Source organism: Streptomyces sp. NPDC001393, assembly GCF_053597455.1.
In genome coordinates, this window is the sequence record NZ_JBSFIH010000016.1 from 107,909 (window position 1) to 133,587 (window position 25,679).

At 71.5% G+C, this 25,679-nt stretch carries 23 protein-coding genes and 1 tRNA gene; 10 read left to right on the forward strand and 14 right to left on the reverse strand.

Annotation, left to right across the window (positions count from 1 at the left end; all coding sequences use genetic code 11):
- Positions 1–205: 205 nt before the first annotated feature.
- The gene (locus ACWC2T_RS19550; RefSeq protein WP_450671588.1) at positions 206–2,548 is read right to left on the reverse strand and encodes a D-alanyl-D-alanine carboxypeptidase; all 2,343 of its coding nucleotides are present in this window, start codon (positions 2,546–2,548) and stop codon (positions 206–208) included.
- 196 nt (positions 2,549–2,744) lie between these two features.
- On the opposite strand from ACWC2T_RS19550, the gene ACWC2T_RS19555 reads away from it, so the two are divergent.
- The 3 genes from ACWC2T_RS19555 to ACWC2T_RS19565 all read left to right on the forward strand — a co-directional run bounded on the left by ACWC2T_RS19555 (position 2,745) and on the right by ACWC2T_RS19565 (position 5,109).
- Positions 2,745–3,500, forward strand: coding sequence for a GOLPH3/VPS74 family protein (locus ACWC2T_RS19555; protein WP_450671589.1), 756 nt, complete (start codon positions 2,745–2,747; stop codon positions 3,498–3,500).
- 370 nt (positions 3,501–3,870) lie between these two features.
- Positions 3,871–4,728, forward strand: a complete 858-nt coding sequence (locus ACWC2T_RS19560; protein WP_323376422.1) for a helix-turn-helix domain-containing protein — start codon at positions 3,871–3,873, stop codon at positions 4,726–4,728.
- Between the two features lie 189 nt (positions 4,729–4,917).
- Positions 4,918–5,109, forward strand: coding sequence for a DUF397 domain-containing protein (locus ACWC2T_RS19565; RefSeq protein WP_153543257.1), 192 nt, complete (start codon positions 4,918–4,920; stop codon positions 5,107–5,109).
- Between the two features lie 142 nt (positions 5,110–5,251).
- On the opposite strand, the gene ACWC2T_RS19570 is transcribed toward ACWC2T_RS19565, so the two are convergent.
- From ACWC2T_RS19570 to ACWC2T_RS19580, 3 genes are all read right to left on the reverse strand, one after another.
- Positions 5,252–6,148 carry a MerR family transcriptional regulator gene (locus ACWC2T_RS19570; protein WP_450671590.1) on the reverse strand — a complete coding sequence of 299 codons (897 nt, stop codon included), beginning with the start codon at positions 6,146–6,148 and terminating at the stop codon, positions 5,252–5,254.
- A gap of 66 nt (positions 6,149–6,214) precedes the next feature.
- The gene (locus tag ACWC2T_RS19575) at positions 6,215–6,703 is read right to left on the reverse strand and encodes a glutathione peroxidase (protein ID WP_450671591.1); all 489 of its coding nucleotides are present in this window, start codon (positions 6,701–6,703) and stop codon (positions 6,215–6,217) included.
- Entirely contained in the window at positions 6,700–7,758 is a 1,059-nt protein-coding gene (locus tag ACWC2T_RS19580; protein ID WP_450671631.1) for an ArsR/SmtB family transcription factor, read from the reverse strand. The genes ACWC2T_RS19575 and ACWC2T_RS19580 overlap by 4 nt, the downstream gene beginning before the upstream one ends.
- An 84-nt stretch (positions 7,759–7,842) precedes the next feature.
- On the opposite strand from ACWC2T_RS19580, the gene ACWC2T_RS19585 reads away from it, so the two are divergent.
- Entirely contained in the window at positions 7,843–9,060 is a 1,218-nt protein-coding gene (locus ACWC2T_RS19585) for an MFS transporter (protein WP_450671592.1), read from the forward strand.
- On the opposite strand, the gene ACWC2T_RS19590 is transcribed toward ACWC2T_RS19585, so the two are convergent.
- Positions 8,978–9,832, reverse strand: coding sequence for a slipin family protein (locus tag ACWC2T_RS19590; protein WP_450671593.1), 855 nt, complete (start codon positions 9,830–9,832; stop codon positions 8,978–8,980). The two genes, ACWC2T_RS19585 and ACWC2T_RS19590, sit on opposite strands and share 83 nt — an antisense overlap.
- Positions 9,833–9,939: 107 nt before the next feature.
- Positions 9,940–10,455 (reverse strand): hypothetical protein, encoded by a 516-nt coding sequence (locus ACWC2T_RS19595; protein WP_450671594.1) that lies wholly within the window; start codon positions 10,453–10,455, stop codon positions 9,940–9,942.
- A 411-nt stretch (positions 10,456–10,866) separates the two neighbouring features.
- Here ACWC2T_RS19595 and ACWC2T_RS19600 point away from each other — a divergent pair, with 411 nt between their 5' ends.
- The 4 genes from ACWC2T_RS19600 to ACWC2T_RS19615 all read left to right on the forward strand — a co-directional run bounded on the left by ACWC2T_RS19600 (position 10,867) and on the right by ACWC2T_RS19615 (position 14,119).
- Positions 10,867–11,256: a BlaI/MecI/CopY family transcriptional regulator gene (locus ACWC2T_RS19600; protein ID WP_450671595.1), complete on the forward strand. Its 390-nt coding sequence runs from the start codon at positions 10,867–10,869 to the stop codon at positions 11,254–11,256.
- Between the two features lie 33 nt (positions 11,257–11,289).
- Positions 11,290–12,234, forward strand: a complete 945-nt coding sequence (locus ACWC2T_RS19605) for a M56 family metallopeptidase (RefSeq protein ID WP_450671596.1) — start codon at positions 11,290–11,292, stop codon at positions 12,232–12,234.
- Between the two features lie 142 nt (positions 12,235–12,376).
- On the forward strand, positions 12,377–13,018 hold the full coding sequence (locus ACWC2T_RS19610; RefSeq protein WP_450671597.1) for a phosphatase PAP2 family protein: 642 nt from the start codon (positions 12,377–12,379) through the stop codon (positions 13,016–13,018).
- A 180-nt stretch (positions 13,019–13,198) separates the two neighbouring features.
- Positions 13,199–14,119, forward strand: coding sequence for an undecaprenyl-diphosphate phosphatase (locus ACWC2T_RS19615; RefSeq protein WP_450671598.1), 921 nt, complete (start codon positions 13,199–13,201; stop codon positions 14,117–14,119).
- Here ACWC2T_RS19615 and ACWC2T_RS19620 read toward each other — a convergent pair.
- From ACWC2T_RS19620 to ACWC2T_RS19640, 5 genes are all read right to left on the reverse strand, one after another.
- On the reverse strand, positions 14,101–14,895 hold the full coding sequence (locus ACWC2T_RS19620) for an MBL fold metallo-hydrolase (protein WP_450671599.1): 795 nt from the start codon (positions 14,893–14,895) through the stop codon (positions 14,101–14,103). The genes ACWC2T_RS19615 and ACWC2T_RS19620 overlap by 19 nt on opposite strands.
- A gap of 56 nt (positions 14,896–14,951) precedes the next feature.
- Positions 14,952–15,917, reverse strand: a complete 966-nt coding sequence (locus ACWC2T_RS19625) for an alpha/beta fold hydrolase (RefSeq protein WP_450671600.1) — start codon at positions 15,915–15,917, stop codon at positions 14,952–14,954.
- Positions 15,918–16,036: 119 nt separating this feature from the next.
- Positions 16,037–16,933: an RNA polymerase sigma-70 factor gene (locus ACWC2T_RS19630; RefSeq protein ID WP_450671601.1), complete on the reverse strand. Its 897-nt coding sequence runs from the start codon at positions 16,931–16,933 to the stop codon at positions 16,037–16,039.
- Positions 16,934–17,059: 126 nt separating this feature from the next.
- A complete protein-coding gene (locus ACWC2T_RS19635) occupies positions 17,060–17,431 on the reverse strand; it encodes a hypothetical protein (protein ID WP_450671602.1) in 372 nt (123 codons plus the stop codon).
- A 78-nt stretch (positions 17,432–17,509) separates the two neighbouring features.
- The gene (locus ACWC2T_RS19640) at positions 17,510–18,697 is read right to left on the reverse strand and encodes an NAD(P)/FAD-dependent oxidoreductase (RefSeq protein WP_450671603.1); all 1,188 of its coding nucleotides are present in this window, start codon (positions 18,695–18,697) and stop codon (positions 17,510–17,512) included.
- A 525-nt stretch (positions 18,698–19,222) separates the two neighbouring features.
- Here ACWC2T_RS19640 and ACWC2T_RS19645 point away from each other — a divergent pair.
- Complete coding sequence (locus ACWC2T_RS19645) at positions 19,223–20,188, forward strand: ArsR/SmtB family transcription factor (RefSeq protein ID WP_450671604.1); 966 nt, start codon at positions 19,223–19,225, stop codon at positions 20,186–20,188.
- A 791-nt stretch (positions 20,189–20,979) separates the two neighbouring features.
- On the opposite strand, the gene ACWC2T_RS19650 is transcribed toward ACWC2T_RS19645, so the two are convergent.
- The 3 genes from ACWC2T_RS19650 to ACWC2T_RS19660 all read right to left on the reverse strand — a co-directional run bounded on the left by ACWC2T_RS19650 (position 20,980) and on the right by ACWC2T_RS19660 (position 24,423).
- A tRNA-Arg gene (locus ACWC2T_RS19650) sits at positions 20,980–21,055 on the reverse strand.
- A gap of 407 nt (positions 21,056–21,462) precedes the next feature.
- A complete protein-coding gene (locus ACWC2T_RS19655) occupies positions 21,463–23,118 on the reverse strand; it encodes an IclR family transcriptional regulator domain-containing protein (RefSeq protein ID WP_450671605.1) in 1,656 nt (551 codons plus the stop codon).
- Positions 23,119–23,190: 72 nt separating this feature from the next.
- Positions 23,191–24,423, reverse strand: a complete 1,233-nt coding sequence (locus tag ACWC2T_RS19660) for a M6 family metalloprotease domain-containing protein (protein ID WP_450671632.1) — start codon at positions 24,421–24,423, stop codon at positions 23,191–23,193.
- Between the two features lie 519 nt (positions 24,424–24,942).
- Here ACWC2T_RS19660 and ACWC2T_RS19665 point away from each other — a divergent pair.
- The gene (locus ACWC2T_RS19665) at positions 24,943–25,590 is read left to right on the forward strand and encodes a TetR/AcrR family transcriptional regulator (protein ID WP_450671606.1); all 648 of its coding nucleotides are present in this window, start codon (positions 24,943–24,945) and stop codon (positions 25,588–25,590) included.
- Positions 25,591–25,679: the final 89 nt, after the last annotated feature.

The following is a 25,679-nucleotide window of genomic DNA, read 5'->3' on the forward strand; positions in this document are numbered from 1 at the left end:
CCCGTCTTCTGTTCTCGGCCGTGTTCCACGGTGTTCCCGGCTGCTTCCCGTAAAGTTCGCGGCCCTGTCCCCGGACCGGCGACCTGCCCCGATTCGTGACGCTAGCACGCGCGCCTTTTCCTGGCGCGGCTCGCCTCCGGGAAGCACGCACCCCGCCGCGGGTCTCCGTCGGCGGGGTGCGTGCCGGTGACGAGGGGGTGCGGGCTCAGCCCAGGCGGGTCAGCTTGGCGCCGAAGCCGGGCTGGGCCAGATCCTTCTCCAAGGCCACCGGCACCGCGACGGCACCGGCCGAACCGTCACCCACGGTGAGCGACCCGACCTTGGTGTCGGCCTTCGCGGTGTGCGGCACCTTGCCCCAGGTGAAGGACAGCTTCACCGTCAGCCCCGACCAGCCGGCCGCCGTGACGTCCTTCGTGGCCACGACCGGGGTACGGCCGCCGAGACCGTCGTCGACGTACCCGACCACATCGCCCTTCTTCACGATCGTCACCGACTCCAGGGCGCCCTGAGCGGCCCGGATCAGCTTGTCGCCCGCGTCCAGGACCCCGCTGATGATGGTGTTGTCGAAGCCGCCGGCGGGCTGGCGCAGCACGGCCCCGATGATGGTGCGCGTCTCGCCGCCGACCTGCTGCTTCGCCGCGAAGACGAGGTTGCCGAGGGCGGCGGTCGAGGTGCCGGTCTTGATGCCGACGACGTTGTTGTGGCCGACCAGGCGGTTGTAGTTGGAGTGGTTCACACCCTTGTAGTCGTTGTACGACATCATCGCCGCGACCTCGCGGAAGACGGGCTGCTGCATCGCCGCGCGGGCCAGCTTCACCTGGTCCACCGCCGTGCTGACCGTGGAGGCGGTCAGGCCCGAGGGGTCGGTGTACTTGGTGTTGGTCATGCCGAGGCTCCTGGCGGCGGCGTTCATCTTCTCCGTGAACGCCTGCTCCGAACGGGAGTCCCAGCGGGCGAGCAGCCGGGCCACGTTGTTGGCGGAGGGCAGGAGGATGGCCTCCAGGGCCTCGCGCTCGGAGATCCGGTCACCGGCCGTGACGCGGACGGTGGACTCCTGGCCCGCGTCCGACTGCTGCTCGGCGGCCTTGTCGATCAGGATCTTCGGGCCGTCCTGGCCGCTCTTGAGCGGGTGGTCGCGCAGGATGAGGTACGCGGTCATCACCTTGGCGACGCTCGCGATCGGTACGGGCTTCTGGTCGCCCGAGTTGCCGAACGTGCCGATGCCCTGGACGTCGAGCGCCGCCTGGCCGGTGGCCGGCCACGGGATGCCGGCCTTGCCGCCGGTGAAGGTGTAGGTGTCCTTCGCGGTGAGGTCGAGCGTGGGGTCGGGCAGCGGGCGGAGGGTCTGCACGACCGCGAAGACGATCGCCAGGAGCAGGACCAGAGGGGTCCAGATCTTGATCCGGCGCACGACCGTGCGGACCGCGGTCTCCGGGGGCGGGGGCGTGTTCGTCAGCTCCGCCAGGAGGTCCAGCGGGGGCTTCGGGGGGAGCGGCTGCTGGGCGGTGCGCTCGGGGCCGACCTGGGGGACGGGGGTGGTGGCGTCCGGCGCGGCGGCGGGCTTCGTCGCCGGGGCCATGTCGTTCTTGAGCGCGACGAACTTGCTGGTGCGCTCGGAGTCGGACTCCGGGGGCTTGGGGGACTCCGGGGACTTCGGGGACTTCGGGGCCTTCGGCTTGCCGCCGACCTTGAGCATGGTCGTGGGCTGGTCGACCTGCGGCTTGGGCGTGACGGCCTTGAAGACGGTGGTGGGCTGGTCGACTTGGGCGTCCTTGGGCCCGTGCTCGTCCTGGTCCGCCTCGGCTTCGCCTTCGGCGTCCGTGTCGTTCCCACCCGCACCACCCGTGCGGGTCTCGTCGTCGGCTGCGGTCGCCTCCGGCGTGGGGGCCGGTTCGTCGCTGGCCTCGGCTTCGCCTTCGGCGTCCGTGTTCCCACCCGCACCACCCGTGCGGCTCTCGTCGTCGGCTGCGGGTGGCCCCTGTGGGGCGTCCTCGCCGTCGGCGTCCTCGGGCCCGTCCTCGGCCTCCGCGTCCGCCTCCGCGCCCGCGTCAGCCTCCGCCTCCGCGCCCGCGTCAGCCTCGGCGTCGCCGTCCGCGTCGGGCTCCGGGCTTGCCTCGGACTTCGCTTCCGCGGCTGCCTTCTCCTGAGGCTCGTCGGCCTGCCCGGAGTTCTGGTCGGTGTCCGGCTCGCTCTCGGCGGCTGCGTCGGCGTTCGTCTCCGTGCTCGCGTCGGTGGTCTCGGTCTCCTCGGCGCCGGGCTCGGTCTTCTTCGCCTCCGGCTCATCCGTGGCGGGGGCCGCGTCGCGGACCCAGGACGAGACCGCCTCGCGGAGGGCGGTGTCCTCCGACGGGGCTTCCGGGGCAGGGGTCTTCACGTCACGGACCGACAGGACCTTCGTCGCGGTGTCCACGCCGCTGGGCGAGGAATCCTTTTGCCGCGAGACGGTGAGGCGTGGATCGCGCGCCTCGGGAACCGGACCCGCGCTCCCCGACGTCGGTTCTGCCGACGACGCGTGCTGCTTCGACCTGTCGGGGGACTCGCCCGCCACCGATGCCTCCTCCGTGCGGCGCCCGCCCACGCGCGCGCCCTGTCCGAACCATGTACCAGTGTCCTGTGTGAGGGCTTGGCCCCTGCGGTAGACGAGAACGACATACCTACCGGTTCCCTCACGAACCGGTCACGCACCCTCGACAGACCAATGTGAGAGGGGTCACCCTGTCATTCATCCACGCGGGGAGGCATGGATGGGCAGGAGCCGCAGAACACTTCCGGAGGAGCTTCTGCTGCTGGCACTGGACCCGGCCACGGGTACCACTGCACAGCCGCAGTCGCTCGACCTCGGTCTGGCCGGAGCACAGCTAGTGGAGCTGGCGCTGGCCGGACGGATAGCCCCAGACGGGGATCGTATCGCCGTGGTGGTGCCACGGCCGACTGGAGATCCGACTCTGGACTGCGCGTTGGAGTTGCTGCGAAGGCGTGGCGCTCCCGTGCGTGCCGTCCACTGGATCGGCGGGCCCCGGCTGGGGCTCCGTCAGACGTACCTCTCGCATCTGGAGCGGTGCGGCATGGTGCATGCCGTGGCCGGTCAGATGTGCGGGGTGCTGCCGACGACGCGTTATCAGGCGACGGACAACGAGATCAGCCGGGAGATCCGAGCCCGGCTGGACTCCGCGATCCGCACCGGCGTACCGCCGGACCCGCGGACCGCGGCGCTCGCCGCCCTGGCGCACGCCGTCGGGCTCGGCAAGCACCTGTACCCGGGGAACGAGGGACGTTCGTCCCGGTCCCGGTTGCGGGATCTCATCCGGCACGACCCCATGGGCGGTCTTGTCGCGCACGCCGTGATGGACGTGCAGAACGGCGCTGTCGCACAACCGCGCCGGGGCCCAGCCGCCACCGGGCGGCAGGGCGCGGCCGGTGCCAGGTCCGCGCCGGAACCCGCACGCGGGGTTCCGATGCAGCCGCGCCACGGATCCATGGCACGCGCCGTGGCCCACTGAGCCGTGGCCCCGGCCGTGAGCCGCAACTCCGGCCGTGAGCCGCAACTCCGGCCGTGAGCCGCAACTCCGGCCGTGAGCCGCAACTCCGGCCGTGAGCCGCAACTCCGGTTCTGAGCCGTGACCCCGGTTCGCCCCAGACCCGGTTCGGGAGCCGCTGGTCGAGCGGGGCGGTGAGGTCCTTCCCCGGGATCTCACCGCCCCGCTCGACCGCGTCCGGGCACCCCATCGGGTGGCGAGCCGTGGCGAACTGACGCGTACGCGCCGCATATCCACCATTTCCCAGCGGTAGAAAGCACCTTGGTGGCAGTCTGCTCAGCAGCAGATACGGAAAGTGTTAAGCAACAGGCAGGCAGCCGGAGGTGCACGTCCCGTGGCGTCCAATGTCAATCCCACCGTCAGGCGGCGCCGGCTGGGCCAGGAGCTGCGCAGGCTCCGCGAGCTCAAGGGCATGACGGCCGAGGAAGTGGCGGAACGACTGCTGGTGTCGCAGTCGAAGATCAGCCGGCTGGAGAACGGCCGGCGCAGTATCAGCCAGCGCGATGTGCGCGACCTGTGCGGGGTGTACGAGGTCGAGGACCAGCGGATCGTCGACTCGCTGATGGAGATGGCCCGGGACTCGCGGCAGCAGGGGTGGTGGCACACCTTCGGGGACATCCCCTACAGCGTGTACATCGGGCTGGAGACCGACGCCGAGTCGCTCAGGGTGTACGAACCCCAGCTGGTCACCGGTCTGTTGCAGACCCGCGCCTACGCGGAGGCCCTGGTGCAGGGCGCGCTGCCAGAGACGTCGACGGCCGAGATCGAGAAGCGTGTGCAGGTGCGCATGCGCCGACAGGAACGTATCACCGCCGAGAACAACCCGCTTCGGCTGTGGGTGGTGCTCGACGAGGCGGCGCTGAAGCGCGTCGTGGGCAGCAAGCTGGTGATGCGGGAGCAGCTGGACCATCTGATCGAGATGTCCCAGCTGCCGCACGTCACCGTGCAGGTGCTGCCGTTCGAGGTGGGCGCGCATCCGGGACTCAACGGCCAGTACGCGATCCTGGAGTTCGCCGACGCGGCCGACTCCAGCGTGGTGTACCTGGAGGGCGTCACCAGCGACCTGTACCTGGAGAAGGCCCAGGACGTGCAGAAGTACGCCGTGATGTACGAGCATCTGCGGGCGCAGTCCCTCAATGTGGAGCAATCCCGGCAGTTCATTGCGAAGGTGGCAAAGCTGTACGCGGAATGAGGGGCCGTCGCGGAGGGCGCCGGATCTTACACCGAAGGTCCACTCCAATGGAAGGCTCCCCTGGAATATGCCATCCGGTTGAGTGAACGACTACTCCAGCAGCGGCGGTTGCCCGGTAGCGTCGATCACGCCAATCAGACGACAAGGTTGGCGTGAACCGCACTATCGCAACTCGCAACAGGAGTGGACATGGCACTGATTCAGGGCGCTTCGGAGACGTGGATGAAGTCCTCCTATTCCGCGGGCAACGGCGCCTGCGTCGAGGTCAAGTCGCCCACCGATGCCGAACTCGCCGTCCGTGACTCCAAGGTCCCCGAGGGCCCGATCCTGGCCTTCCCCACCGACGCGTGGAACGCCTTCGTGACCTCGGTCAAGGCCTAGGAGGTCCTCCCTGACCCTCGTCAGTGACGACCTCCCGACGAACACAACTTCACAAGCACCACCAGATGAGCCCTCTCGACCAGTCGCCGTCCTTGCCGAGAGGGCTCGGTCGTGCCGTTGGGCAGGCCCCCGTCAGCGCATGTCACCGCACCGGGAACGCCACGTCGCACACCGGGTCCTGCGGGCCCGCCGCGTCCCAGTCGGCGAAGTAGACCTCGCGGCAGGGGCCGGCCATCTCCAGCCCCTCCCCGGCCATCCACTGCTCCACCGCCTCGAAGGCGGCCAGGATCTGCGGATGCGCCACCTGCGCCTTGGTGATCCGCGTGTAAGCCAGCCGGGCCGCGGGCTCCACCCGTACCGTCGTCTCCCAGGCCCGCCCGCGCCCGGCGGCCCACTCCCGCGCCGCCGCCTCGTCGGCCACCGGCACACAGGACTCCGCCGGGCCGTCGCTCTCCATCGACACCTCGGCGTGGTAGACCACGAACGGCGCGCCCGTCATGCCCCCGCACTCCCGCGCCGCCGCCTCCAGCCGGCCCAGCGACGACCCGATCCAGGTCGGCAGCTCGTCCGCCAGCGTGTGCCGCGACTCGGTGATCACCACCTGCGCCGGCACGTCCACGGTCTCGATCACGAACTTCTCGTACATCTCGCAGCTCCTCCCGGACAGCCGTCCACGGAGGTACTCGGCGAGCGTCCGCTGCCCGGCCACCCGGCTCTCCACGTCCGCCCAGTAGGCGGCGAGCCGGCCGGCGGCCTCGGGACCCTCGGCCCCGAGCACCTCGGCGATCCGGGCCAGCGGCATGTCCAGCTGCCGCAGCAGGGCCACCAGACGGGCGCGCTCGACCTGGTCGGCGCGGTAGTAGCGGTAGCCGCTGCTGTCGTCGACATGTGCCGGCGCCAGCAGGCCGAGCCGGTCGTACAGGCGCAGCGCCTTGGCCGACAGCCGGGCCCGCGCGGCGAACGCGCCGATGGTGAGCAGGCCGTCGGTGCGTCGGTCGTCGGTGAGCTGGTCGTCGTCCACCGTGTCATCCTCCGTCACCGGGCGGATCCGCCGCCCGGTGACAGGGACGCTCGGCCCTGCCCCAGGGGCAAGGTCAAGCCGTGCTCAGCCGAGCTGGGCCTCGATGGCCGTCACGATCGCGTCCGACTCCGGTTCGGTCTGCGGCGAGAACCGGGCCACGACCGTGCCGTCCCGCCCGATCAGGAACTTCTCGAAGTTCCAGCGGATGTCGCCGCTGTGCCCCTCGGCGTCGGCGAAACCCACCAGACGCTCGTACAGCGGGTGCCGGCCCTCGCCGTTCACCTCGACCTTCTCGGTGAGCGGGAAGGTCACGCCGTACGTCGCCGAGCAGAACTCCGCGATCTCCTCGGCGGTGCCGGGCTCCTGCCCGAGGAACTGGTTGCAGGGCACGCCCAGCACGGTGAAGCCGCGGTCGGCGTACCGCTCCTGGAGCTTCTCCAGGCCCGTGTACTGGGGGGTCAGGCCGCACTTGGAGGCCACGTTGACGACGAGGACCGCCTGGCCGGCGTATTGGGCGAGGTCGGCGGGGCCGCCGGTGAGGGCGCCGATTTCGACATTCAGTACGTTGGTCATGTGGGGAGCCTAGACGCCCTACGGTGTGCCGGGACCGGCCGCCGGGCGGCTGCGGCTTCGTCATGGTCACCCACGCAGTTCCCCGCGCCCCTTCGGGGCGCCTCCAGCAGGACATCCCCCGCCGCCGTCCGCGCGTACAGCACCGACCGCCCCGCCCTCCTCCGCTCCACCAGGCCCGCCTCCCGCAGCACCTTCAGATGACGCCCCACCGAGCCCAGGCCCTGCCCGGTCACCGCCGTCAGCTGGGTGGTGCTCATGGGGGAGGAGAGGAGGAGCAGGACTTCGGCGCGGGCCTGACCGAGCAGGGCGCCCAGGGCGGACGGGACGGTCCTGGTGCCGGCGTCGGCGAGGGCGCCGGTGCACGGGTAGACCGCCGCGTACCGCACCCCGTCGTCCCAGGCGACCCAGCCCGCCCGCTGCACGGTCACCGGCACGAAGAGCAGTTCGGCCCCGGAGATCTCCCGCGGAGGGTACTCGTGCAGGTTGATCTGGAGCCGGTTCTCCCCGAGCCAGCGGGTGCGTCCGGGACGGATCGCGTCGAGCACGCTCGCCCAGCCGCCCCGGCTCACCTGTGCTGTCCGCGCGACCACGTCCGCCTCCAGCACCCGCCGGCGCCGCTGCCAGGACGGCCGTACGGTCGCCTCCCACACCCACTCCAGGAGGGCGGCCGCCCGCTCGGGCAGGTCGTCGCGGTCCAGCTCGGCGGGGAGCGGCCCGGCGAGCGCGGTGCGCAGATCGGCGCGAGCCGCGTCCGGCGCGGTGGCGCGGACCCGGGCGACCTCGGCCGCGAACTCCTCATCGCCGCGGGGTGCCGGAGTCAGGAAGTCGGCGATCCACTCCCGGCCGAGCCCCGCCCGCACCAGCAGTGCCGTCACCGGTTCGGCCGCCAGAAGCGCCCGGTAGGCGGGCAGATGGGCGCGCAGCCATGCGTGCTCACCGGGATGCGCGGCGTCCGCCACGTGCAGCAGCTTCAGACAGGCGAAGGTCTCGGCGAACGGCGAGACGACGAACCGGCTGCGGGCGAGCGTGTCCGCGTTGAGCTGCCACAGTCCCACCTGGGTCCCCCTCACGGCCGTACGACCTTTCGCGCTGTGGCGAAACAATAACGAGCCCGCCGGTGGCCCGCCGAGACTCCCGGCATGTCCAGCTATCGATCCCTGTTCCGCACCCCGGAGTTCACCCCGCTCTTCCTCGGCTCGGCCGCGCAGACCGCCGCGCAGACCGTCGGCGGACTGGCCCTGGCCACGCTCGTGTACCGGGCCACCGGCTCGCCGCTGCTGTCGGCGGTGAGCATGTTCGGTCCGTCGCTCGCCCAGGTGCTGGGCGCGACCTTCCTGCTCTCCGGCGCCGACCGGCTGCCCCCGCGTACGGCGCTGTCCGTGATCGCGCTGGCCTTCGCGGCCGGTACGGCCGTGCAGGCGGTGCCCGGTCTGCCGACGGGCGCGCTGTTCACCGTCGTACTGCTCCTGGGCCTGGTGGCCTCCCTCGGCGGCGGGGTCCGCTGGGGCCTGCTGAACGAGATCCTCACCAAGGACGGCTATCTGCCGGGGCGTTCGCTGTTCAACATGATGAGCGGGCTGATGCAGATCGCCGGTTTCGCCACCGGCGGCGCCCTGCTCGGGACGCTCTCCCCGCGCGTGTGCCTGCTGCTGTCGGCGGCGCTGTACCTGCTGGCGGCGCTCGCCCTGCGCCTGGGCCTGACCGCCCGCCCGCCCCGGAGCGTGGGCCGCCCCTCCCCGTCGGCGACCTGGCGCACCAACGCCCTGCTGTGGTCCTCCCGCCCGCGCCGCCTCACCTACCTGGGCCTGTGGCTGCCCAACGGCCTGGTCGTCGGCTGCGAGTCCCTTTACGTGTCGTACGCTCCGCACGCCGCCGGCACCCTGTTCGCCTGCGGGGCCTTCGGCATGTTCGCGGGGGACGTGACGGTGGGCCGGCTGCTGCGGCCGGCGGTACGGCGCCGCCTCGCCACGCCACTTCTGCTGTTGCTGGCGACGCCGTACCTGGTGTTCGCGGCGCACCCCCCGCTGCCGGTGGCGATGGTGTGCGTGACGATCGCCTCGGCCGGCTTCTGCGCGAGCCTGGTCCAGCAGGAGCGGCTGATGGACCTGACCCCCGGGGAACTCGCGGGCCAGGCCCTGGGCCTGCACTCCTCCGGCATGCTCACGATGCAGGGCGTGAGCGCCTCGCTGGCCGGCGCGGTGGCCCAACTCACCTCGCCCGCCGCGGCGATGACGGTGATGGCGGCGGGCTCGGTGTGCGTGACGCTGGCGCTGGCTACGGCTGCTCGGCGCTCTCCGGGGCGGCGCTCTCCGGAGCCGGGGCTGCGGGAGCCTGAGCCTGCTGCCGAGGCACGCTGAGGTCGGCGTCGATCTTCTGCACGGCCCGGTCGAAGTAGCGCAGCAGCTCGACGGGGAAGGGCATCACGAGGGTCGAGTTCTTCTCGGCGGCGACCTCGACGACGGTCTGGAGGAGCCGCAGCTGCATGGCCTCCGGACTGTCGGACATGATCCTGGAGGCGTTGGCGAGCTGCTGCGCGGCCTGGAACTCACCGTCGGCGGTGATGACCCGGGCCCGCCGCTCCCGCTCGGCCTCGGCCTGCCGGGACATGGACCGCTTCAGGGACTCGGGCAGCTGGACGTCCTTGATCTCGACGCGATCGATGTGAATGCCCCACCCGGCGGCAGGGCTGTCGATCATCAGCGCGAGCCCTTCGTGCAGCCGCTCCCGGTCACTGAGCAGGTCGTCCAGATCGCTCTTGCCGATGATGGACCGCAGCGAGGACTGGGCGACCTGCCCGACGGCGAAGACGTAGTCCTGCACCTCGATGGCCGCACGCACCGGGTCGGTCACCCGGAAGTAGACGACCGCGTCGACCTTCACCGACACGTTGTCCTTGGTGATGCCCTCCTGGGTGGGCACGGGCATGGTCACGACCTGCACGTTCACCTTGCGCATGCGGTCGGCGAAGGGGATCAGGAAGGTGATGCCCGGCTGCCGGTGGCCCGGCAGCGCCTTTCCCCACCGGAACACGACCCCGCGCTCCACCTGGTTGACCACCCGCATGCCGCTCTTGAGCACGAGCAGCACCAACAGCGCCACCACGACGACCGCCACCACGGTGCCTTCCATGGCACTCCATTCCTCGCAACGGTACGGACACCGGGAAGGACACCGGCGGTGGCCGGATGGATGCGGTCACCCGCGTCATGAATACGTCAAGATTCCCGGCCCCGCCGTCACCACTCGTCGTGGTCGCAGACCACCCGGAAACTGCCCACGACGCCGTCGTCACCGAAGCCGAACACGCCCTCGTGGACGGCGCGGGGTGCCACGCCACTGGTCTCGCCGTGGGGACCCACGACGGCGACCGGAGAGCCGTTGTCACAGCTGAAGCCCCGGAAGACCTCGACGGTCTTCCGGCTGTCGTTGAAGATGCTGAAGCTGGAGCCCGATCCGCCGGCGGTGATGCAGCCCTCGGCGGCGGCGGAGTACGTCCGTTCGTTGAAGTAGATCCTCCCGTCCTCGCGGTGACCGCGTCCGCGTCCGCGCCCGCCACCGTCGCGCCCCTCTCCCCTGCCACCCGAGGAAGCGGCGGCAGCGGCGGCCTGGTGGGCAGGTTGGGCGGTCCGGTGGGCGGGCGGGGCCCCACGATGGGCGGGGTGGGGTTGGGCCGCCCGGTGGGCAGCCGGGGACGCCGGGGCGGATCCGACGGCCGAGGCATAGGTGATGCCGGCGGCTGCAAGGACGGTCACGCCTACTCCGGCGCCGACCACGGCAAAAGTACGCGAGGGCATGGCACTTCTCTCTGTCTCAACGGGCGTCGGCCGGGCGACCGATCTCCGACGAACGTACCGACAGCTGACATAGCTGGCATTTCGGGCATGGCCCAGGTGTGACGGAGGGGTGGCGCGGCAATCCCGGCGAGGTGAACGCTCCCGCTCCCCCTGGTCCGCCGGAGGTCCTCGCGGCGCTCGGCGTACCCTTCCGGCTGCATGAGCACCCTGACGTGATCAGGTCGGACCGGCCGGGCATGTCCGTGGCCCGGCGGGCGATCCGCGGCGGGCCCGCATGGCAGACTCGTCGTACGGCATCCTTTACACGGCCGTAGAAGTTCTGCGTGACCGTGGACGAGGCAACGGACGGACGAGGAAACGACGAACCCCATGGACGGCGACACACACGGGCGGAGCTCCAAGCTGCCCAACGGCGCCCGGGAAGCCGAGATCCTCGCCCTGCTGCAGCGGGCCGAAGGCGCGCTGACCCCGGGCGAGGTCACCGAGCGCCTCGGCGGTGAGCTGACGTACAGCAGTGTGGTGACGATCCTCACCCGTATGCATGCGAAGCAGCTGCTCACCCGCATACGGCGCGGACGGGCGTATGCGTACGCCCCGGCCACCGACGACGCCGGCTTCGCCGCCCGGCGCATGCGCACCGTCCTGGAGGAGCGGCCCGACCGGGAGGCCGTGCTGGCCCGCTTCGCCGACGGTCTGTCCGACACGGACGCCGACCTGCTGCGGCAGCTGCTCGGCCCCGAGTCCGACGCCAGTCGCTGAGCCGTCGACCGCTGCACCCCGAAGAGGCCCCCGATGCGCATCCTCGTCTACCTCCCGCTGCTGCTGCCCCTGCTCGCCCCGCTGGGTGCCCGGCAGCTGTCGGAGCGGTGCGAGCCGCGCCTGGCGACCTGGCTGCTCACCGTCTCCTCGCTGGTCCTGGCGGTGGCGAGCACCCTCTCGCTCGGGCTGCTGGCCGTCACGGGAGTGACCCGCGTGCCGCTGATCGCCGGGCTGGGCCACTGGTCGCCGGGCACCGCGCGGCGCGACGACCCCACCGAGCTCTCCGTCTCCGTGCTGGCCGGGCTGCTGCTCGGTGGCGCGCTGGTCATGGCCGCCCGGATGCTGTGGCGCCGTGCCGGGGCGCTGGCCGCGGCCGCGCTGGACGCGGCCTGCATGCCGTCGCGTGACGGACTCGTGGTCGTCGACGACCCTGCCCCCGACGCCTTCGCGTTGCCCGGACTGCCCGGCCGGGTCGTCGTGTCCACCGGCATGCTGCACACCCTGGACGAGGCCGAGCACGCCATCCTGCTCGCCCACGAGCGGGCCCATCTGGCCGCGCACCACTACGCGTTCGTCGCCCTCGCCCAACTCGGCGCCGCGGCCAACCCGTTGCTGCGCCCGCTGGCCACCGCGGTCACGTACACGACCGAACGCTGGGCCGACGAAAGCGCCGCCGTCGTCACGGGCGACCGCGGCCGGGTCGCGCGAGCGGTCGCCAAGGCCGCACTCGCCGCCCGTGACACCCCGGCCCGCTCCCGTCTCCCCGGTGCCGCCCTGGGCATCCTCGGCCGCCGCCGCACCCGCCTCGCCACGGCCGGCCCCGTGCCCCGCCGGGTGGCCGCCCTGCTCGCGCCGCCCCTCGGCCGTCGTCCCCTGCTGGCCGCCGCCACCGCCGCCGTCCTGCTCGCCGCCACCTGGTCGAGTGCCGAGGCCGCCCACGACCTCCACAAGCTGCTGGAGACGATCGGCGTCCGGTGAGTGAGGGGGTCACCGCCTCCCGCAGAACAACCTCGGTGAACAACCCCGGGAGTTTTTACGCGCGTGTAGATGTTAGGCTGCCGTTCACCTTGCCGCATCCTGGTGTTCTCGCGGTCTCCATCTGCCCGAAAGACCTCGCCTGATGACCCCTCACGCCACGGCGCAGCTCGCCTTCGACGGCTCCCGCATCGACGGCTCGCTGTTCACCTCGGTCACCGACTTCGCTCGTGACACCCACTGGCTCAACGCCCCGATCGCGCTGACGACCAACCTCGGCCTCGGCGTCTTCGCCGTCCTGATGGTGATCGGCTGGTGGCGGGCCCGCCGCGGCGACGACTCCGCCATGGCCGTCGCCCTGGCCGCCCCGGTGGCGGTCGTGGCCGCCTTCGCCGTCACCGAGGTCATCAAGAAGCTGGTCGCGGAGCCCCGCCCCTGCCGCGCCCTGCCGCACGACTTCTACGTCAACAGCTGCCCGGCGCCCACCGACTACGCCTTCCCCAGCGGCCACACCACGACCGCGGCCGCCACTGCCGCGGCCCTCTTCCTCCTCGACCGCCGGCTCGCCGCCATAGCAGCGGTCTGCACGGTGCTGGAGGGCTTCACCCGCGTCTACGTCGGCGACCACTACCCGCACGACGTTCTCGGTGCCATCCTCATCGCCGCTCCCGTGGCCCTCGTCGCCGCCATGGTCCTTCGCGGCCTGATCCGCCCCCTGGTCGCCCGCCTGCGCACCGGCGGCGCACTCCAGCCCCTCCTCACGGCCCACCCCACCGCGGCGCGGTGAGCGGCGAAGACATTCCGGGCACCGACTCCTCGCAGACATGAACAGTGCGCGGCGGCTGGGTGAACACACCCGCCCCTTGGTCTGAGTTTTACACGCGTGTCATAGGTTTTGGTTGGCCGGAGCTGCTGCAAGCGTTGTCCGGAGCCCGGCCTCGCGTGCAGTTCGAGCCAAAGGCCAACCATGTCCGTCCTGACCTACCCCGAAGCCGTGGGCGTCGGCCTCCTGCAAGGCGTCACCGAGCTGTTCCCGGTCTCCAGCCTCGGGCACAGCATCCTGATACCCGCCCTCCTCGGCGGTCATTGGAAGAGCGACCTGGACGTCTCCGCCGACGGATCCCTCTACCTCAACGAGCTGGTGGGCCTCCACCTGGCCACCGCGCTGGCCCTCGTCGTCTTCTTCCGGCGGGACTGGGTCCGGGTCGTCCGTGGCCTGGCCACGTCCATCACCCAGCGGCGCATCGAGACGGTGGACCAGCGCCTCGCCTGGCTGATCATCGCGGCGACCATCCCCGTGGCCGTCGCCGGCGTCGCGCTCGACAAGGTGTTCCGTACGACACTGGGCCGGCCCGTTCCCACGGCGATCTTCCTGGCGCTCAACGGGATCGTGCTGTTCGTCACCGAGCAGTTGCGCCGCGGCGGGACGGGCCGCAGGCGGGCGGGCGCCGCTCCCGCGCCCGGCGAGGAGCACCTGACGCCGGACGAGCTGTCGGACCAGCGGATCACCCGGATGACCATCCGGCAGGCCGTGACGATCGGCGCCGCCCAGATCCTCGCCCTCCTGCCCGGCATCAGCCGGTCCGGTTCCACCATCAGCGCGGGCATCTTCCGCGGCCTCGACCACGAGGACTCGGCGCGGTTCGCCTTCCTGCTCGCCACCCCGGTGATCGGGGGAGCGGCACTGCTCAAACTGCCCCCGCTGCTGGGACCCGAGGGCAACGGGCTGCGCGGCCCCCTGCTGGCCGGCAGCCTGGCCGCGTTCGTGGCCGCCTACCTCGCGACCCGCTACCTGGTCCGGTACTTCGAGCACCGCACCCTCATCCCGTTCGCCGTCTACTGCACCCTCGCCGGCCTCGGCAGCCTGGCCTACTTCACCCTCGGCTGACCGCCGACCGGGGTCCGGTCACGGCCCCCGAGGTAGTTCTGTGCGAGTTCCCGCAGACGGTGCCCGTCGAAGCTGCGGCCGTGGCCCGGGTGGGCGGCGGAGATGTCCAGGTCGGCCAGGAGCGCCAGGCTGCGCCGGTAGGCCGGCGGGTCGGATTCGGGGAGGTCGTCGATGAGGTGGCCGTTGTAGATGACGTCGCCGGTGAACAGTGCCCCGGTGCGTTCCTCGAGGAGGGCGATGCAGCCGGGGGTGTGTCCGGGCAGGTGCAGGACGGTCAGTGAGCGCCCGCCCACGTCGACCACATCCCCGTCCTGGAGGGTGCGGTGCACCGCGAGCGGCGCCACGCGGTAGGTGCGAGGGTCGAAGCCGGTGTGGGGCAGCGCGTCGATCAGCAATCCGGGCAGGTCTTCTCCAGCCGGCTCCATGCCGAGTTTCTTGTAGAGCTCGGGGCCGTGGAGGCTGGCGGGCACGCCCTGTGCCAGGGTCTCTTCGGCGGCTTTGTGGGCCGCCCGTTCCGAGAACTCGTGCGCTCCGCCGACGTGGTCCAGGTGTGCGTGGGTGAGGACGACCAGCGGATCCCGCTCGAACATGCGGGGGATGCGCCGGCGCAGACCCGCGACGCCCAGGCCCGCGTCCACGACGAGGTCGCGGTCCGTTCCGCGCAGCCACCACAGGTTGGCCCGCACCAACTTGTCGACGTGCGGCTCGGTGACGCGCACGAGGCCGTCGTCCAGTTCTTCCAGCTCGTACCAGCCGCGAGCCTGCGCCAGGATCATCGGTCCGCCCCGCGCGCGACGAGTGGGGTCACAAGCCGGCTGCCGATGGCGTCGGTTCACAGGGCGGGACCGCCGTCAGCGGCCCTGTCGTGCAGGAAGTCCAGGAAATCCAGGATGATCGCGGCGGTCTCGTCGGGGCGCTCGTGGTGCGGCAGGTGTCCCACGCCGTCGAGCGGGCGCAGGTCGGCGCGGGAGAAGACGGTGCGCAGGACCTCGTCCGGCGGCATCGGGGTGATGGGGTCCTGGCGTCCCCACACCACCTGGACGGGGATGTCCTGGGTGTCCAGGAACCGGTACAGGTATTCGGCGCCGTGGATCGGGACGTTGCGGAGCGCGGAGAGCAGGCTCCGCTTGAAGCCCCGGTAGCGCAGTTCCGGCAGCAGACCCGCCTGGACGCGGGCGACCACGCGCGGGTCGCGGGAGTAGCCGGGCAGGCGGGACCTCAACGCCCGGTTTCCGGTCAGCCGGAAGAACGGTCGGCTGATCCCGGGCAGCAGGGACAGGCGCAGCCCGAGGTTGAGCGGGGTCGTGAACCCGTCGGGAGAGACCAGGCAGACGCCGGCGACCCGTTCGGGATGGTGCACGGCGAACTCGGCCGCTATCGGGCCGCCGAACGCCAGCGCGACGAGAGTCACCGGGCGGTCGACGCCGAGCGCCTCCAGCAGGTCGAGCATCTGCTCCTCGAACAGCGCCTGGTTGTGGTCGATGTCGGGACGGTCGCTGAAACCGATGCCGTACCGGTCGAAGCGGATGGTCCGGTATCCGGCCCGGGCCAGCCGTTCGAACAGTCCGTCCCACACCCACAGCGACAGGGTCGCTCCGTGAACGAACAGGACCGGCTCTCCCGATTCCGGTCCGTCCACCATGACATGCGTCGTGCCGCGGCGGAGCCGGACGAAGGCCCCGGGCGCATCCCGCCTGGCGCGGGCGTCCATGGGGATCGTCTCGCCGCGGTGGCGGCTCAGCAGGACGGGCAGGGCGATCGCCGTACCCGCGAGTGCGAATCCGGAGCGCAGGCTCATCGGGTGTCACTCCTTGGTAGAGGTTGGCGTCTGGGCAAGCAGGAGTTCGGGGCTTCCTCGCAGCGGCGACGGATGGCCGAAAGCAGGCGCCGTATGCCGACTGGGTTCGCCACCGGTGTTCATCGCAGGGTGAGCGGGGTCTCGGATTCGACGCGGGTCAGTTTCTCCGGGTTGCGGACGTAGTAGAGGCCGATGATGCGGCCGTCCTCGACGCGAACCGCCATGACGCCGTCGATCTCGCCGTCCAGGCGGAGGACGAGTGCCGGGTTGCCGTTGACCACGGTCGGGCCGAGGGTGATCGTGGCATCGGTCTTGCCGAGGCCACCGGCCAGGAAGCGGACCACCTTCTCGGCGCCGGTGATCGGACGCAGCGCGGCCTGCTTGATTCCGCCGCCGTCGCTGACAACGACGACCTCGGGCGCGAGCACGTCGAGCAGCCCCTGCAGGTCCCGGGTTTCCAGCGCGCGCTGGAACGACTCCAGAGCCGCCCGGGTCTCGGTCACGGAGACCACCGAGCGGGGGCGGCGGGCGTTGATGTGCCGGCGGGCGCGGTGCGCGATCTGGCGGACGGCCACAGGGCTCTTGTCGACGGCGGCCGCTATCTCGTCGTAGTCGACGTCGAAGACCTCGCGCAGCACGAAGACCGCGCGCTCCGTCGGCGACAGCGTCTCCAGGAGGAGCATCATCGCCATCGACATGCTCTCGGCGAGTTCGACGTTCTCGGCCACGTCCGGCGCCGTGATCAGCGGCTCGGGCAGCCAGGGGCCTACGTAGGTCTCCTTGCGGCGACTCATGGTGCGCAGCCGGTTGAGCGACTGGCGGGTCGTGATCCGGACCAGGTAGGCGCGCTGATCGCGCACCTGCTCCAAGTCGACCTTGACCCATCGCAGCCAGGTCTCCTGCAGGACGTCTTCGGCGTCGGCTGCCGATCCGAGCATCTCGTACGCGACGGTGAAGAGCAGGTTGCGGTGGGCGACGAACGCCTCCGTCGCTGCGTTGGTGGCATGGTCGCTCATAACTCGATCTTTCTCCTTTCTTTCTCCTTCGCGGCCGGTCGTGGCTGCCGAAGGCAGGCGAGTGTGCCTCCACGGCACGGTCCCTTTCGCTGCCGGCCGTTCGATCCGCTCCACCTGCCGTTCAGCTCACCGCAGGTGCCTCTTGCACCGGCGCACCACCCCGACCACAACTCCGGCGAGCAGGAGGACCACGCCCGCGGCCAGCCACCACCAGGGGTTGTACTCGTCCACGCACGACTGGCTGTTGGCGGTCGTCGTGCACACGTCGCCGGGGCCGCCCCGGTTGAGAAAGGCCACGTACAGCAGCGGCACGCCGAGCCCGGAGAGCAGGCCGGGAAGCCCGGCCCGGGAGCCGCGCCGGGTGGCCACGAGGACGGCAGCCGCAAGGGTGACGGGCAGCAGGAAGACACCGATGGTGAGCACCGTCAGCACGCCGAGTGACGCCAGCGCGCCCACGGTGAACCAGGCGCCGAACCACGGCCAGAGCCTCGATCTCATACGTCCCCTCGGTGAAGTGTGCGGTTCCGTTCATGGCCGACCCCACCGGTCACCGTGACCCGGGCCGAGGCTGCCCGTTCAACGAGTCGTCAGTGCCTCGCTCTGCTTGGCCCGCAGCAGCTGGCGGCGCTTGTCATCCTTGAACCCCCAGGTGAACGAGCCGGGCTTGCGTGCCTCGTCCACCAGTTCCTGGACGACACCCCTGCACGCGCGCTCCTTGATCCCTGCGGCAATGCGACCGCCGATGTAGTACCTGTTCGCGGTGTCGTCCTTGGAGGCGATCTGCACGGTGGCGGCGCGACGGCCCAGGGCGATGCACTGGCCGAAGAAGCCCACGTTGATGGCCTCGGGCTGCGCACCCGCGATCCGGGCCAGCACCGTGTCGGCAGCGTGCGCTCCCAGCGGACGTGCGGTCTGGCAGCTCATGCGCAGCGGCATGCCCGAAGGCGCTGCCGAGTCCCCGGCCGCGACGATGCGCACGTCGTCCACGCTCGTCAGCGTCTCGTCCGTGAGCAGGCGGCCCAGGGCGTCGGTGCTCAGTCCGCTGCGCGCTGCCAGGTCCGGCACGCCGAAGCCGGCGGTCCAGACGGTCACCGCGCTCGGCAGCGCGCGTCCGTCACGGAGCCTCACGGTGTCGCGCGCCACCGCCGTCACCGTCGCGTCGGGGCCTTCGAGCACGGTCACACCGAGCGCCGCCAGCCGCTTGGCCACCGAACGCCGAACCCGCGGATGCAGATACGGGCCGAGCACCTCGCCGCACACCAGGGTCACGGCGCGGCCGGCCTCCGCCAGTTCGGCAGCGACCTCGATACCGGTCGACCCGGCTCCCACCACCGCCACCGCGGCCGTCGCGGGAGCGGCGTCAACGACCGTCCGCAGCCGCTGTGCCTCCTCCAAGGTGGCGATCGGGTAGGCGAACTCCGCCGCTCCGGGCACGCGCGAGTCGGCGCTGCCACTACCCACCGCGTAGAGCAGATAGTCGTAGCTGACCGTGCCCCCGCTCGCCAACGCCACGCTGTGCCCAGGGGCGTCGATCCGGGTCACGGTGTCGACCATCAACTGGACGCGCTCACCCAGGATCTCCCGGTAGTGGACGACCGCCGCGTGGGACCCGCCCACCACCTGGTGCAGGCGTACCCTCTCGACAAAGGCCTCACGCGGGTTGATCAGAGTCACTGTCACGTCGTCGCGCTTCGTCAGGCGATTGGCCGCCAAGACCCCGGCGTACCCGCCGCCGATCACGACCACATCGGTGTTCCCCGTCACGGTGTCCTCCTTCGTTTCCAGGCGTGCGCCCTCAAGACACCGCCTACGCGATCGCTGTGACAGCATGTGAGACAGATCACTCCGCAGGCGATGACCGGCCGGCCAAGGGCATGCGTTCCTCGGACGGCACAGCGCGCCGTCCCGCGCGGGCAGTCCGCCTCCACCTGAGCAAATGGCCTGGATACGTCGCTGCAGCAGGGGGATTCTTGTTCGCGGTACCCAGTTTCGTCTGGGCGACTGAAGCTTCTCGGGGCACTGGTCGGCATCGGCCTGACGGGACCGTGGGGCTCGCGCATCAGCCGGCTCATGGTGTTCTGCGCCGGTGGCGCGGCGACCCTGCTCACTTGGCGACGATGTCGCCCAAGCCGACCAGAGTTTCCCGTCCGGTTGCTGCACCCTCCCGGCACCCGATACCGATGCGGTCGTACGTCGCCATCGCCGAGCTTCTCCCGGCAGAAGCAGTATTCATGCCGGTGATCCCACCAGGCTGACCACGAGCCGTGCGAGACATTTAGTCTGTGCCGAATGTTGCTGCTGCGGCTGGAGTTGGACGACCTCGCCTCTGTCCGGTTCGCGTGTTCCCCCCTGCAGGAGACCGTTTTGAGCCTGTGGGCGTGGCAGAACCCGGTCCGGCACGCCGAGCATCAGCCCCTTCTGCGCCAATGCGCCCCGCTGCTACGGCAACTCGACTGGCCCTTGCTGCAATCTTTGGTCGGCCCGCGTCGGCGCATCCCCGACTTCCTGACCCCTCACCCCATGGGCCCGAGCCCCGACATCGACGACGAGTTCGCCGCTCTGCGGGCGACGCCGGCCGAGCGTGTGACAACCGAGCTCACCCAGGCCGCCAGCGGCGCAGCCCTGCACCCGGGACTCCAGCAGGCGTACGAAGCCCCCGCGGGCTTGCTCACGCGCATCGCCGACGCCCTGCACACTTACTGGGCTCTGGTGATGGCACCGCATTGGCCGCGTATGCAGGCCGTCGTTCGCGCCGACATCCTGCACCGAGCCCGGCGGCTTGCCGACGGCGGCGCCGCGGAACTGTTCCCCGACATCGACCCGGGCCTGCGCTGGCAGGCAGGCACTCTCACCGTGGACGCCCTCCGCGACGAACACCGTGAGCTCGCAGTGGACGGCCGCGGAGTGACGTTCACCCCGTCCCTGTTCTGTGACCATGCCAACACACTCGTCAACCCCGCGCTGCCGCCCAGGATCGCCTACCCCGCGCGGGGCCGCGCAACGGTCTGGCACACGAACGCGGCCGCCCCGCCAAAAGCCCTGGCCGACCTGCTGGGCAGTACCCGGGCCCGCCTTCTGACCCGGCTCGCGGAGCCCGCGAGCACCACCGACCTGGCCCACCGACTGGGGCTCAGCCCCGGCACGGTGAGCCAACACCTCGGTGTCCTCCACCGCGCAGGACTGGTCACCCGGGCTCGGCACGGACATCTCGTCCTGTACCTGCGCAGCCCACTCGGCGATCAACTGGCGGCGTGAAGCCGTCCCATCCGATCTGCCTCAGCCGGTTCACGGCGACATCGCGCCCCGCACGAGTGCCTGCAACAGGGGCCGGCCGGCGTGCCGGAGGGGGCGGACTGCCGACGCAGCGGCTGATGCACGGCGTAGCAGACGGAGCTGCGCCAGGCCCGCAGACTCTGGACGGTCTCCTGCAGGGGTGAGCAGGCGAAGCGGACCGAAGCCGACGCTGAGGCCAACGTCGAGATCACCGAAGGGGCGGCGACCGAGGAGAGGGAGCCCTACCGCCGCATCGTGGGCCCGGCTGAGTGGGAGGCGGGCAAACGGCCCAAGGCGCTGGTGTGGACGGACGAGCGCATCCTCCACTGGAAGCGCACCGGCGAGAAGCCCTCGCCCCTGAGGGTCTGGACACCGGAGCACACCGGCCTCTTCCTCGACCACGTCGCCGAGGACCGCCGGTACGCGCTGTTCCACCCGATCGCGTTCCGCGGGCTGCGACACCCACCCGGACGCCGGTCTCGTCAGTACGAGGAGATCGGCCTCCCGCCGGTCCGGCGGCTCCACGACCCCCGCCACGATGCCGCGACGCCGGCCCTCACGGCCGATACACAGAACGACGCTCCGGAAGCCCAGAGCGAGGCTGAGGCGGCGGAGGCGAACGTGCCGGACGGTGCTGATCCGTCCGGAGAGACCTCGGGGCCTGGCACCCCGTCCGCTCACGCACCGCTCACGCAAACGGCCCCGGACGAGACGTCCGAGGCCGAACAGGACCCCTCCCTGGGGGAGAAACCCCAGGTCAGAGCAGTAATGCGTGGTGCCCCCGGCAGGATTCGAACCTGCGACACCCGCTTTAGGAGAGCGGTGCTCTATCCCCTGAGCTACGAAGGCATGGTGATCGACCCGTGAGGGTCTGCTCGCCGCCGCCAGTGTAGCGGGTGGCGTGCTCGACGTGCGGGGGATCCTGCCGGGGTGGGGCGCCGGTCGAGTCGGTGAACTCTGCGCGCAGGGAGTCGAAGTGTTCCTTGGCCGACCACGGCGTCGAACTACGCCGTTGCCGAAGGGAAGGTCCGGGAGGGCGGCGAGGCGCACACCGGCTTCTGGCGCCGCCTGGGCGGTAACAGCGATCATGCTCGGTCACCAGAACTCTCTCCCGGGGCGTATTCGACGCTGACTCATCGATCACAGCGGCTGCTTCTGTCTGCTCATCCGGTGTCGCCGCCCCAGGCATCCCACGCCGTCCGGATCGGATGGGGCGAGGCCTACCCGACAAGCGCCGGCACAGCTGGACCTTGCCGTCAGGACGGGGGGACGTGGGTGAAGCGGGACGCCGTGTGGAGGTCGGACTCGATGTGGGCGGCGGTCGTGCGGAGGGCGGGGAGGATCTGGTGGACGCAGTCCTCGAGGGTGCGGCGGGCCGCGTGGGTGGCGACGTTCAGGGCGGCGACCACACGGCCGGACCGGTCCCGCAGGGGTACGGCGACGGAGCGCAGGCCCGACTCCAGTTCCTCGTCCACCAGGGCGTAGCCCTGGGCGCGGACCTCGGCCAGGGGCGGGAGGAGGGCGCCTTCGGGGGACGCGGTGCCGGCGAGGAGGACGCGGCCGAGGGAGGTCGCGGCGGCGGGCAGGCGGGCGCCGACCGTGATGTGGACCGTGAGGACGCGGCGCGCGCCCGCTCCGGCCGTGTACTGGATCTCCGTGCCGTCGGAGGTCAGTACGGCGAGTGCCGTCGGCTCGTGCAGCCGGTCCGCCAGGGCGCGCAAGTGGGGCTCGGCCAGGCGGGGGAGTGTGGTGCGGGACAGGGGCGGGAAGCCGAGGTCGAGGACGCGGGGGGTGAGCGTGAAGGTGCGGTCGGGGCGGGCCGACACCAGGCCCAGGTGTTCGTGGGTGAGCAGCGCGCGGCGGGCCGTGGCCCGGGCCAGGCCGGTCGCCCGTGCCACCTCGCTCAGGGACAGCGCCGAGCGACCCTCGCCGAAGGCGGCCGGCACGGTCAGGCCGCGCGCCAGGGACTCCACGAAGTCCCGGCCCAGCTGGTGCTTGGACGCCGTCGTCCAGGTCGCGAGGTCCGCGGGCGGCGGGCCGGGCTCGGGTGGAGCGGCGGTGCGCAGCTCGGACTCCATCGCCGCCACCGCCGTACGAAGGCGGGGCAGGAGAGTGGTGTGCAGGTCGGTGGCCGAGTGGCGGCTGGTGTGGCTGACCACGCTCGCGACGCAGGCCACGCGGCCGGTGTCCGGGTGCCGTACGGGTACGGAGACCGCGACCAGGCCCGGTTCGATCAGCTGGTCGTCCACCGCCCAGCCGTCCCGGCGCGCCCGCTCGACCCGTGCCGGGAAGACCGAGTCCGGGAAAGCCGAGTCCGGGGAGGCGGTGTCGTCGGCGGGCTGCTGCCTGGGCGGTACGGCGGGGAACGTCGCGTCCGTCGGGTCCGCCGCGCGGCGGGCGCGCCAGCGGGTCCAGTCCGGCTCCGTCCACTGGGTCGCGAACAGCGGGCCCGGGGCGGTGCGTTCGGCGGGGAGCAGGTCGCCGATGCGGAAGCTGACGGACATCGCGCGGCGGCGGGTGGCCTGGTGGATGAAGCGGATGCCGTCGAGGTCGGCGACCGCGAGCGACACCGACTCGTCCAGCTCGTCGGCGAGGGCGTCGGCGTGGGTGCCGAGCAGCGCGGGCAGGCGGAGGGCGGCCAGGTAGGCGTTGCCCAGCTCCATCACGCGGGGGGCCAGGACGACGTCGCGGCCGTCGAGGCGTACGTAGTCCATGCGGGCGAGGGTCGCGGTGATGCGGTCGACCGTGGAGCGGGCGAGGCCGGTGGCCCGTTCCAGCGCGCTCGGGCTCAGCGTGCCGCCCGCCTCCGTCAGCCGCCGCAGCACCCCGACCCCGCGTACCAGCGGCCCGACCGCTTCCCCCGCTTCGATGGGGGCGTCGGCATCCAGCGCGGTCGCACTCTTCGCGGGCATCGGCTCTCCGGTACGGCGTTCGGGCACGCCTACGGTAAACCGCCGCCCGGCGCGCCGTGGTGCGCAGAGCCGCTACTTCCGTGTCACCCGTACCCGGTAGTTCCCGTCGTCGTCCCTGCTGACCACCTGGACGGTGATGCCGTGGCGGGGGTCCTTGAAGGTCTCGCCGGGGGAGAAGGGGGCGTCGGAGAGTTCCGCCTGGACGTTGGGGCTGCGGGTGCAGCCGCCGCTGCCCCGGTGGCTGTCGTACACCGTGACCGGTCCGTGTCCGGTGTCGATCGTGCCGTCCACCTTGTAGATCAGCACGCCCGGCCGGCACACCACCTCGTCGTTGCCGCCCTGCTCCCGTACCTCCAGGGCGTACGAACTGCGCGCGTCGACGGGGACGAGGACCAGCTTCCCGCCGCCCGGCCGGTACAGCGGTGTCAGCTCGTACTCGACGCTGCCCCGCGCCGTCACGCAGCCCACCTGGGAGGCGTCCAGCCAGCCCAGCTTCCACTTGTGCCAGCCGAGCATGTCGTTGTCGGCCCCCCAGTCCTCGCTCATGATGTCCCAGTGCCCCACCGCGCCCCCGCCCTCCTGGGTGTACAGGTCGGGCAGGCCGAAGGTGTGGCCGTTCTCGTGCGGGAGCACCCGGTAGCCGGTGCGGGAGTAGGAGCCGGAGCCGTCGTCCTGGCGGGAGTAGACGAAGGACGCGTTGGCGATGGGGACGCCGTCGGCGACCGGGGCGTCGCCGTTGCCCGCGAAGGTCACGGACAGGACCGTGTCGAGGGCGGAGGGGCCGGCGTTGGGGGTGATCAGGACGTTGAGGATGTCGTACGCGCTGAAGTCCACCATCGGGTCGGCCGTGGCCACGATGTCCTGCACCAGCTGCCGGTAGCCGGGGTCGAAGGGCGCGCCGCGCTCTATGCCGTACCCCTTGAAGGGCCTGGGCATCCGCAGCCACCTGGTGACCGGTGTCGCCGGCTGGTAGTCCAGGCGGCCGTACGACGCGGTGCGGAACCACTCCTGGGTCTGCGGGAAGAACTCGTGGAAGCGGTCCATGGCGCTGCCCTGCCCGGGAGCGTCGGAGAAGTCGATCATCAGGGTCAGGGCGTGGAGCGTGCCCGTGGAGTGGGCGTAGCCGTGCGGGGTGGGTATGCCCTCGGTCATCTGTACCTCGACACTGCCCTGGACCGCGCAGCGGGCGAGGGCGGAGCGGGCCGTTCCGATGGGCCCGGCGGTGGTGGGCGCCGTCAGGTGTCCGGTCCCGGCCGAGGTGCCGACCGCCAGGGTCAGCGCGGTCACCGCGGCGAGAGCGGCCACCCGGCGCGGGCGTATGCGACGGCGGGTGCGCGACGACCGGCCCTGGCGGGCGGAGCGCCGCCGGACTGCTGCGGTGTCGCGGTGGCCGTGGGCCGCTGCGGTGGTGGGGCGCCCGTCGGGGAGGGAGCGAGGAAGGGATGTGCGGCGGGGCGGCTGCGGCTGCATGCATGGACCCTTCGCTCCACGGCAGCCGCAGGTCTCCGGCTGCACCCATGCGCTCACCCTGTGTCCGCGGGGTGCGGGGGCGCGCGCTGGAGGAGACCGATCGTGGGAATGCCGGTCCGCACGAGGGTGAATCCCGGCGGGAGATGAGTGTGTCTCAGGTCACAGAGGTTCTTTTCGTGGTCGGGAAATAACCGGGGAACCTCTCCCCGTTTAGACCTGTGTCCGAGCGAAACGGGGACTGCTTCCCCGGATCGATCGTGATGGATCGCCCGATCGACCCCAAGGCCCCAGGTCCCGGCTCACCCGCCCGGACCTGAACGCCCTGACCCGAACCAACATCCCAAGGAGTACGCCGTGCCGACCGCGACCACCCCCGCAGTGCGCAAGGTGCCCCGGCCCCGCGCCGACGCCGTGCGCAACCGGGAGCGGATCGTCACCGCCGCCCAGGAGATGTTCGTCGAGCACGGCCCGGACGTGTCGCTCGACGAGATCGCCCGCCGGGCCGGTGTCGGCAACGCCACGGTGTACCGCAACTTCCCCGACCGCGAGGCCCTCGTACGTGAGGTCGTCTGCTCCGTCATGGACCGTACGGCCGAGGCGGCCGAGGTGGCCCTCGCCGAGACCGGGGACGCCTTCGCGGCGCTGGAGCACTTCGTGCACGCCGCCGCCGACGAGCGGATCAGCGCGCTGTGCCCGATGATCTCCAGCAGCTTCGACAAGCACCACCCCGACCTGGAGGCCTCCCGCGAGCGCGTCGAGCAGCTCATCGAGGAGGTCATGGGCCGGGCCGTGTCGGCCGGACAGCTCCGGTCCGACGTGGGCGTCGGCGACGTGATGATCGCCGTGGCCCAGCTGAGCCGGCCCCCGGCGGGCACGGACTGCCTGCGCGGCGACCGTTTCGTCCACCGCCACCTTCAACTGTTCCTCGACGGCCTGCGGGCGCCCGCCCGCTCCACCCTGCCGGGCACGGCCGTGACCATCAAGGAGCTGCGCGACTGCTGACCGATTAGTTCGGCTCCCGATCCCAGTCCACACGTACGCCTGATCTTCCGGCCGTACGCCCTGACCTTCCGGCCGTACGCCTGATCTTC

Bases quoted from the DNA above. Each gene is read 5' to 3' on its own strand.
- ACWC2T_RS19630 (WP_450671601.1), bottom strand. From the start codon at position 16,933: ATGAGCGACCATGCCACCAACGCAGCGACGGAGGCGTTCGTCGCCCAC.
- ACWC2T_RS19605 (WP_450671596.1), top strand. From the start codon at position 11,290: ATGCGCATCCTCGTCTACCTCCCGCTGCTGCTGCCCCTGCTCGCCCCG.
- ACWC2T_RS19620 (WP_450671599.1), bottom strand. From the start codon at position 14,895: ATGATCCTGGCGCAGGCTCGCGGCTGGTACGAGCTGGAAGAACTGGAC.
- ACWC2T_RS19590 (WP_450671593.1), bottom strand. From the start codon at position 9,832: ATGGAAGGCACCGTGGTGGCGGTCGTCGTGGTGGCGCTGTTGGTGCTG.
- ACWC2T_RS19635 (WP_450671602.1), bottom strand. From the start codon at position 17,431: ATGAGATCGAGGCTCTGGCCGTGGTTCGGCGCCTGGTTCACCGTGGGC.
- ACWC2T_RS19575 (WP_450671591.1), bottom strand. From the start codon at position 6,703: ATGACCAACGTACTGAATGTCGAAATCGGCGCCCTCACCGGCGGCCCC.
- ACWC2T_RS19555 (WP_450671589.1), top strand. From the start codon at position 2,745: ATGGGCAGGAGCCGCAGAACACTTCCGGAGGAGCTTCTGCTGCTGGCA.
- ACWC2T_RS19585 (WP_450671592.1), top strand. From the start codon at position 7,843: ATGTCCAGCTATCGATCCCTGTTCCGCACCCCGGAGTTCACCCCGCTC.
- ACWC2T_RS19645 (WP_450671604.1), top strand. From the start codon at position 19,223: ATGTTGCTGCTGCGGCTGGAGTTGGACGACCTCGCCTCTGTCCGGTTC.
- ACWC2T_RS19625 (WP_450671600.1), bottom strand. From the start codon at position 15,917: ATGAGCCTGCGCTCCGGATTCGCACTCGCGGGTACGGCGATCGCCCTG.
- ACWC2T_RS19600 (WP_450671595.1), top strand. From the start codon at position 10,867: ATGGACGGCGACACACACGGGCGGAGCTCCAAGCTGCCCAACGGCGCC.
- ACWC2T_RS19655 (WP_450671605.1), bottom strand. From the start codon at position 23,118: ATGCCCGCGAAGAGTGCGACCGCGCTGGATGCCGACGCCCCCATCGAA.
- ACWC2T_RS19610 (WP_450671597.1), top strand. From the start codon at position 12,377: ATGACCCCTCACGCCACGGCGCAGCTCGCCTTCGACGGCTCCCGCATC.
- ACWC2T_RS19615 (WP_450671598.1), top strand. From the start codon at position 13,199: ATGTCCGTCCTGACCTACCCCGAAGCCGTGGGCGTCGGCCTCCTGCAA.
- ACWC2T_RS19565 (WP_153543257.1), top strand. From the start codon at position 4,918: ATGGCACTGATTCAGGGCGCTTCGGAGACGTGGATGAAGTCCTCCTAT.